The sequence below is a fragment of the Streptomyces sp. NPDC004561 genome (assembly GCF_053602155.1).
Map to the genome: position 1 here is coordinate 1 of NZ_JBSGDB010000478.1, position 6453 is coordinate 6453.

7 protein-coding genes are annotated in these 6453 nt (G+C 73.6%); 2 read left to right on the plus strand and 5 right to left on the minus strand.

Translation table 11 applies throughout. The features are described 5' to 3' along the window. The 3 genes from ACWEN3_RS38265 to ACWEN3_RS38275 form a co-directional block, all read right to left on the minus strand. On the minus strand, nt 1–840 hold an 840-nt coding region (locus tag ACWEN3_RS38265; RefSeq protein WP_452980904.1), incomplete at its 3' end, for a helix-turn-helix domain-containing protein. A 304-nt stretch (nt 841–1144) separates the two neighbouring features. Next, nucleotides 1145–1336 carry a DUF397 domain-containing protein gene (locus ACWEN3_RS38270; RefSeq protein WP_452980907.1) on the minus strand — a complete coding sequence of 64 codons (192 nt, stop codon included), beginning with the start codon at nt 1334–1336 and terminating at the stop codon, nt 1145–1147. Further along, complete coding sequence (locus tag ACWEN3_RS38275; RefSeq protein ID WP_452980909.1) at nt 1296–2144, minus strand: helix-turn-helix domain-containing protein; 849 nt, start codon at nt 2142–2144, stop codon at nt 1296–1298. The genes ACWEN3_RS38270 and ACWEN3_RS38275 overlap by 41 nt, the downstream gene beginning before the upstream one ends. 97 nt (nt 2145–2241) lie before the next feature. Between ACWEN3_RS38275 and ACWEN3_RS38280 the strand changes: the two genes are divergently transcribed. Continuing rightward, nucleotides 2242–3480 carry an amidohydrolase gene (locus ACWEN3_RS38280; protein ID WP_452980912.1) on the plus strand — a complete coding sequence of 413 codons (1239 nt, stop codon included), beginning with the start codon at nt 2242–2244 and terminating at the stop codon, nt 3478–3480. 3 nt (nt 3481–3483) lie between these two features. On the opposite strand, the gene ACWEN3_RS38285 is transcribed toward ACWEN3_RS38280, so the two are convergent. Both ACWEN3_RS38285 and ACWEN3_RS38290 read right to left on the minus strand, forming a co-directional pair. Further along, nucleotides 3484–4542, minus strand: a complete 1059-nt coding sequence (locus ACWEN3_RS38285; protein ID WP_452980914.1) for a hypothetical protein — start codon at nt 4540–4542, stop codon at nt 3484–3486. 85 nt (nt 4543–4627) lie between these two features. Then, the gene (locus ACWEN3_RS38290) at nt 4628–5800 is read right to left on the minus strand and encodes a PP2C family protein-serine/threonine phosphatase (RefSeq protein WP_452980920.1); all 1173 of its coding nucleotides are present in this window, start codon (nt 5798–5800) and stop codon (nt 4628–4630) included. A 151-nt stretch (nt 5801–5951) separates the two neighbouring features. Here ACWEN3_RS38290 and ACWEN3_RS38295 point away from each other — a divergent pair, with 151 nt between their 5' ends. After that, nucleotides 5952–6407, plus strand: a complete 456-nt coding sequence (locus ACWEN3_RS38295; RefSeq protein ID WP_452980917.1) for a hypothetical protein — start codon at nt 5952–5954, stop codon at nt 6405–6407. Nucleotides 6408–6453: the final 46 nt, after the last annotated feature.

The window sequence follows — 6453 nt, forward strand, 5'->3', positions numbered from 1 at the left end:
GGTTGCTTCGGCATCGGGCTCATGGCCGCCATCAGTTACGCACCACCGCTTCAGGCAATCTTCCACACCGCTCCCCTGTCCCCCGCCGAGCAGGGTGCGGGCCACCGAGCGGTGCATCCGGGCGATCAGCGCGGGGTCGCCGGCCTGCGGGGCGAGGGCGAGGGCGAACTCGGCGGCCTGGGCGGCGCGCGCGTGGGCGCCCATGTCCATGTACGGGCCGATGACGCTGGCGTAGAGCAGCAGCAGCGCGTCGGGGTCGTGCAGACCGCCGCGGTTGAGTTCGTCGAGGGTGGATTCGAGGAGGTAGACGGCGTACCGGAGTTCACCGGCGAGGTAGTGGGAGACCGCGCGGCCGCGCACGGCGGGCACCCGCGCCGCCAGCGAGTCGCCGGCCAGCCGGTCCTCGGCGCGTTCGAAGTGCTCGCGCGCCCCGGCCAGCTCGCCGGTCTCCAGGGCGCATTCGCCGAGGCCGAGCAGGGCGGTGGCCTGTTCGCAGCCGAGGCCGTGCGTCTCCGCCTCGGCGAGCAGCGCCGCGTACTGGGCGGCCGCCTCCTCGGCCCGGCCGTCGGCGAGGACGCGCTGGGCCTCGGTGAGGCGCAGCCGCAGATCGGTGGCGAGGTGGGCGGGACGGCCCACGGCCAGTTCCTCGAAGGCCACGCCGAGCCGCCGCGCGATGTGCCGCAGCGCCTCGTCGGAGGCGCGGACGCGGCCCGCCTCCAGGGTGGAGATGTAGGCCGGTGTGTAGGCCGGTTCGGCCAGTTGCCGCTGGGTCAGGCCGCGCTGGGTGCGCAGGCGCTGCACGCGCCGTCCGACGACCTCCGGATCGTCCCGTTCCCGCATCCCCCAGAACCCCCCAACTCGCCCGGCAGCCCTTGCCGTTCGGCTCGCCCAGCCTCTAGGTTAAACGGCGGATTAAGCCTGCTTAATACGCCGCTGTCGTGTTGCGAGGTCACCGTGCCCGGACGTGTATCCGAACCCTACGGAAACTCCACCGCACGGAGGGCCGTCGCCGCCGCGGTGGTCGCCGCGGCGACCCTGATCATCGCCGCGAACGCGGGCCCGGCCCGCGCGGCGACACCGTCTCCGGCCCCGCACGTCACGGCGCCGGGGCCGTCACCTCAGCGCTGAGGGGTTCGCCCCGGGTTCACTTCAACGCGCGGACGAACGCGTCCCATGCCTGCGGCGCGACAGCGAAGTGCGCCGCGTCGGGGTCCTTGGAGTCCCGGACGGCTACGAGGGCGGTCAGCTCGGCGACCTCGACGCATTCACCTCCGGTGTTGCCGCTGTACGAAGACCTACGCCACCGCGCGTCCGTCAGGTCCGGGTGTATGCGCATAGCGTTCCTCCATCACGCGGGCGATCAGTGCCGCCGAATCCTCCACGGAGAGTGCGGAGGCCTGCAAGTGAGCGTAACGAAAGGCGGCTTCCCTGACGGTGCCCGGATTGGCCGTCGTGTGCCCCGAGATCAAGTCCTCGGTGTAGATGAGATCGGCGTGATCGTCGAAGCGCAGGTTGGTGAACGACCCGATGAGGCTGGCGTGTTCACCGGTGTCGAACGACAGCACCTGGATGCGTACCCACCTGTGATCGCGGAAGCTCAACAAGTGGGCGAGTTGATCTCGCATGACCTCGTGGCTCCCGATGGGCCTACGCAGGGCCGCCTCGTCCAGAACGACCCAGGTCAGCGGCGGCCGCTCACGCGTGAGGATGCGCTGGCGCTCCATGCGCGCCGCCACCAGCTCATCGAGCTTGTCCGGCATGCCCGTCTCCAGCACGGCCCGGGCATACCCTTCGGTCTGCAGGAGGCCGTAAACCACCTGTGCCTGATACGTCGAGATGTACGACGCCTTCGCCTCAAGGTCCGCGAACGGCTGGAACCACGTTGGCAACTGACTCCGTAACACCAGCCCCACCAACCGCGTGAAGACCCCGTCCGTCAGCAGCGCAGCGTCCACGCGCTCGGCGAACTCCCTCGTCGGCACCTTCAGCGTGGTCTCGATCTGGCCGATCAGCGAGCCCGTGCAGAAGACGATCGCGCCCAGTTCCTTCTGCGTCAGCCCGGCCTCGTCCCGTTTTCTGCGCAGTTCACAGCCGAAGTAGTCCAACGGGGAGGCGCTGGGGTCGAGTTCGCGGATGTGGGCCATGACGTGAGGCACCTCCTCGTGATCGATGCATCACTCACGGTAACCGAGCGGTCTCCGCGGGGTCCCGGAAACCCACGAACAGACCTACGCTGCGCCCATGACCTCAGCCGCCCGTACCGCCCTGGACCTGACCTCCGATCTCCCGGTCGCCGACCTGGAGGGGCTCTACCGGGACCTGCACCGGCATCCCGAGCTGTCCCTGCGCGAGCACCGCACCGCGGGGACGCTGGCCGGGCGTCTGAAGGACGCCGGGTTCGAGACGGCCGAGGGCGTCGGCGGCACCGGCGTCGTGGGCCGGCTGCGCACCGGTGACGGCCCCACCGTGCTGCTGCGCGCCGACATGGACGCGCTGCCCGTGCGGGAGGCGACCGGGCTGCCGTACGCCTCCGAGGCCGACGGGGTGATGCACGCCTGCGGGCACGACCTGCACGTCACCTGGCTGGCCGGGGCCGCCCGGGCGCTGGCCGCCGGGCGGGACACCTGGCGGGGCACCCTGCTCGTGGTGGGCCAGCCCGCCGAGGAGACCGGGCAGGGCGCCGGCCGGATGGTGGCGGACGGGCTGTACGAGCGGTTCGGGCGGCCGGACGTCCTGCTCGGTCAGCACGCCGCGCCCGGCCCGGCGGGGCTGTACCCGCACGTGCCGGGCCTGATCATGTCCGCCTCCACGGAGGTGGACATCGTGGTGCACGGCCGCGGTGGGCACGGTTCGCGCCCGGAGGCCACGGTGGACCCGGTGGTGACGGCCGCCTACCTGGTCACCCGGCTCCAGACGGTGGTCTCCCGGGAGCTCGCCGCGGGCGAGTCGGCGGTGCTGACGGTGGGCCGGATCGAGGCGGGCACCCGGCACAACATCATCCCCGACCAGGCGCGCATCGCCCTGAACCTGCGCACCCAGTCCGAGGAGGTGCGGCGGCGGATGCTGGCCGCGATCCGGCGCATCGCCCAGGGCGAGTGCCTGGCCGCAGGCTGCCCGCGCGAGCCCGAGGTGAGCGTCGGCAGCACCTTCCCGATGACCGTGAACGACGCCGGCACCGACACCGCGGTGGCCGCCGTGCACGGCGAGGTGTTCGGCGCGGGCACGGTGTTCGACCCGGGCCCGGCGATGGGCAGCGAGGACTTCCCGGAGCTGGCGCTCGGCTCGATCCCGTACTCGTACTGGTTCGTCACCACCACCCCCGGCGCGGTGTGGGAACAGGCGGCCGGCGACACCTTCCCGGAGAAGTTCGCCGCCGTCCCGAGCAACCACAGCCCCCACTTCGCCCCCGACCTGTCCACCATCGCCCCGGGGGTACGCACCCTGGTCTCGGGGGCTCTGGCGATGCTGTCGGAGGCCTGAGGCCTACGGGGCGGTCTGGAGCTGCCGCAGCTGCCGCTGGACGTTCTCCAGCGCGCCCCGGCGGCGGCCCGGCACCCGGAGCCTCAACTCCGCGAGCGAGGGCCCGAGTTCCCGGGCCCGCGCCGCGTCCCTGATACGGCCCCACTGGTGGTGGGCGCGGTCCACGGCGGCCTCCACGGCGGGCGCGTCGGCCGGCTGCCCCGCGGCCAGCCGCACCCCGGCGACCCGCAGCCAGGCCTGGCAGCTGCGCACCGCGTCCCCGGCGAACATCGCGAGGTCGGCCCGCACCTCGGACCAGTGCAGGGCGTCCTCCGAGGCGGGGCCCTGGGCGTGTACGGCGGCCTCCTCGTGGCGGGCGGCGAGCGCGTCGGCCTCGGCGTGGCGACCGGTCCGCACGGCGTCGCTGATGGTGTCGTGCGGATCCGTGGTCCGCCGCGCCGGCGGGGAGAGCAGGATGTTCGTCGCCGCCTCGTCCGCGATCCGGGCCAGCGCCTGCCGGTGCAGCTCCGCCGGCGGCGGCCGGTGCCCGCTGCGCAGCAGCGTCGCCACGGTCTTCATGTACGTCGGCTCGGCGATCCCGCGCCGGCCGTGCGGCGGCGCGATACGGCCGTGGACCGCGGCGGTGCGGCCCGAGTCCAGCGGCCGCCCGGCCAGCTGCTGCCACACCTCGGCGTCCGCGTGCAGGTCGACCACCAGATCGGTCTGCCCGGCCGGGCGCAGCCGCAGCTCCTCGCGGATCCAGTGCCAGGGCAGCGCGGTGTAGCGGACGGTGGCCGGGGTGGTGCGGGCCAGCGCCAGGTGCGGCAGCCGCTGGCGGCGGTCCAGGTGCAGCTGTCCGGTCAGGTACACGGTGAGCGGGCCGGGCGCGGCGGCGGCCGCCCGCAGCCGGGTGAGGACGGCCTGCGGCTCCAGCGGGTCCGCGAGTTCGACCACGTTGGCGGTGTCGGTGCCGGACAGCACGGCGGGTGCGACGGCGGCCAGCACCGGCAGCACACCGGCCGCGTCCACCAGGCGTCCCCGGCCCAGCGGCGAGGCCGCGAGCAGCAGCACGGTTCCGGGCATCGCGCCTCCCCCTGTGCACCTGCGGACCCCCGGCGGATCCGCTGTCCCGCCAGCACCGTAGCCGCTGCGGCCGCGAACCCGCGCCTCAGGACGGCGAACGTCCCCGATCGGGGGCCTCGCCGAGCCCCCGGTCCGGCTCCTGCCCGCCCGGGATCCGCCGGACCGCGAAGACGGTGGTGTCGTCGTCCAGCCGGCCGCCGCCGTGCCGCAGCACGCCGTCGCGGACGCGCCGGACCAGGCGGGGCGGCTCGCTGCGGCGCGGGTCGGCGGCGACCGCGCGGCCCACCTCGCGGGCCATCTCGTAGAACTCGCCGGCGCCGTCCCGGGTCTCGGTCACCCCGTCGGTGACCAGCAGCAGGGTCTCCTCCATGGCCAGCGGCACCCGGTGGACCGGCGGGAGCCCGCCGCCGAGGTCGCCGAGGCCGAGCGGCAGCCCGTCGCCCGAGGGCAGCTCCCGGACCCCGTGCGGGCCGACCGCGAGCGGGGGCTCGTGGCCGAAGTTGATGAGGTCGATCATGCCTGGGACGCCCTCGGGGAAGGCGATCAGCACGGCGGTGGCGAAGCGGTCGGACTCGTCGCGGCCCGGCGCGGTGGTGTAGCGGCGGTGCCGGCGCATCCGGGACTCCAGCCGGTCGGCGACCGTCACGAGGGCGCGCTCGTGGTACCCGGCCTCGCGGAAGGTCCCGAGCAGCGCGGCGGCCGTCTCCACGGCGCCCAGGCCCTTGCCCTGCACGTCCCCGACGAGCAGCCGGGTGCCGTACGGGCCGGGCTGGATGTCGTAGAAGTCGCCGCCGACCCGGGCGTCCACGTCGGCGGCGAGGTACACGCCCGCGTGCTCCAGGCCGCCCCAGCGCGGCGGCAGCGGGCGCAGCACGGTACGCCGGGTGGTCTCGGCGATGTCCCGGATGTGCAGCATCTGCCGTTCGCGGCGCACCCGCACGGCCGAGGCCAGCGTGGCCAGCCCGCCGCCGAGGGCGACCAGGACGAAGTCGGCGGGGCCGGCCTTGTACTGGGCGGGCCAGAGACCGTCCACGACGACGTAGGCCCCCATCGACAGCACGCCGTAGAGGGCGGTCGTCCACACCGTGCAGATCGCGGCGGCGATGCCGGGGACCAGGACGATCCAGGAGATCATCCGGAACTGCTCGCCGGTGTAGTAGTCCACCAGCACGATGCAGACGAGCAGCACCAGCGGCGTCAGCCATGCGACGCTCCGCCCCCCGATGCGCAGCGGCCGGCGCCGCCGCCCGTAGTCCATCTCCGTCACGGCGGCCGGCTCTCCATGTCCCTCAGCGAAACACGGGGGAGAACCGCCCGCATCCGGGCACCCGTCACCCTCCTGGCCGACTTGCCAGGCCGTGGCTCCAGGTGTGCTCTGGAACACGGGGCGAGGAGAGAGGAGTGCTCTCATGGCTCATGCGGCACCCGCGCCCGGCGGACGGGCAGCGGCCCTCACCGGTCAACCCCCGCCCGACGTCTTCAGCGAGCGGGCCCACAGGATCGGCAGGTGGGCGGTGCCCGCGGTGATCGGCCTGGTCTACGGGTACTGGGCCGCCGCCAACGCCCGCTACGGCGGCCCCATCACCGGCTGGAACCTGCTGTTCGGCTTCGTGACGGCGTTCGTGTTCTTCGCCGCGTACTGGCTGCTGGAAACCTTCGGCAAGCGGATGCGGCGCGAGATACGCGCCACGCTGTGGGGCGCCTTCACCGCCATCGCGATCGGTTTCCTGTACAGCCTGAGCGGCCACGGCCACACCTGGCAGGCGTCCACCGTCTTGGGTCTGGTGATCGGCGTGCCCACGGGCCTGTGGATGTTCTACCGCTACTACACGCACGAGGACGCGACCGGACACCGCGTCACCTGACGCGTTCCGCACGCAGGAACGGGCACGCGCGCGCGGGACTTGCCAC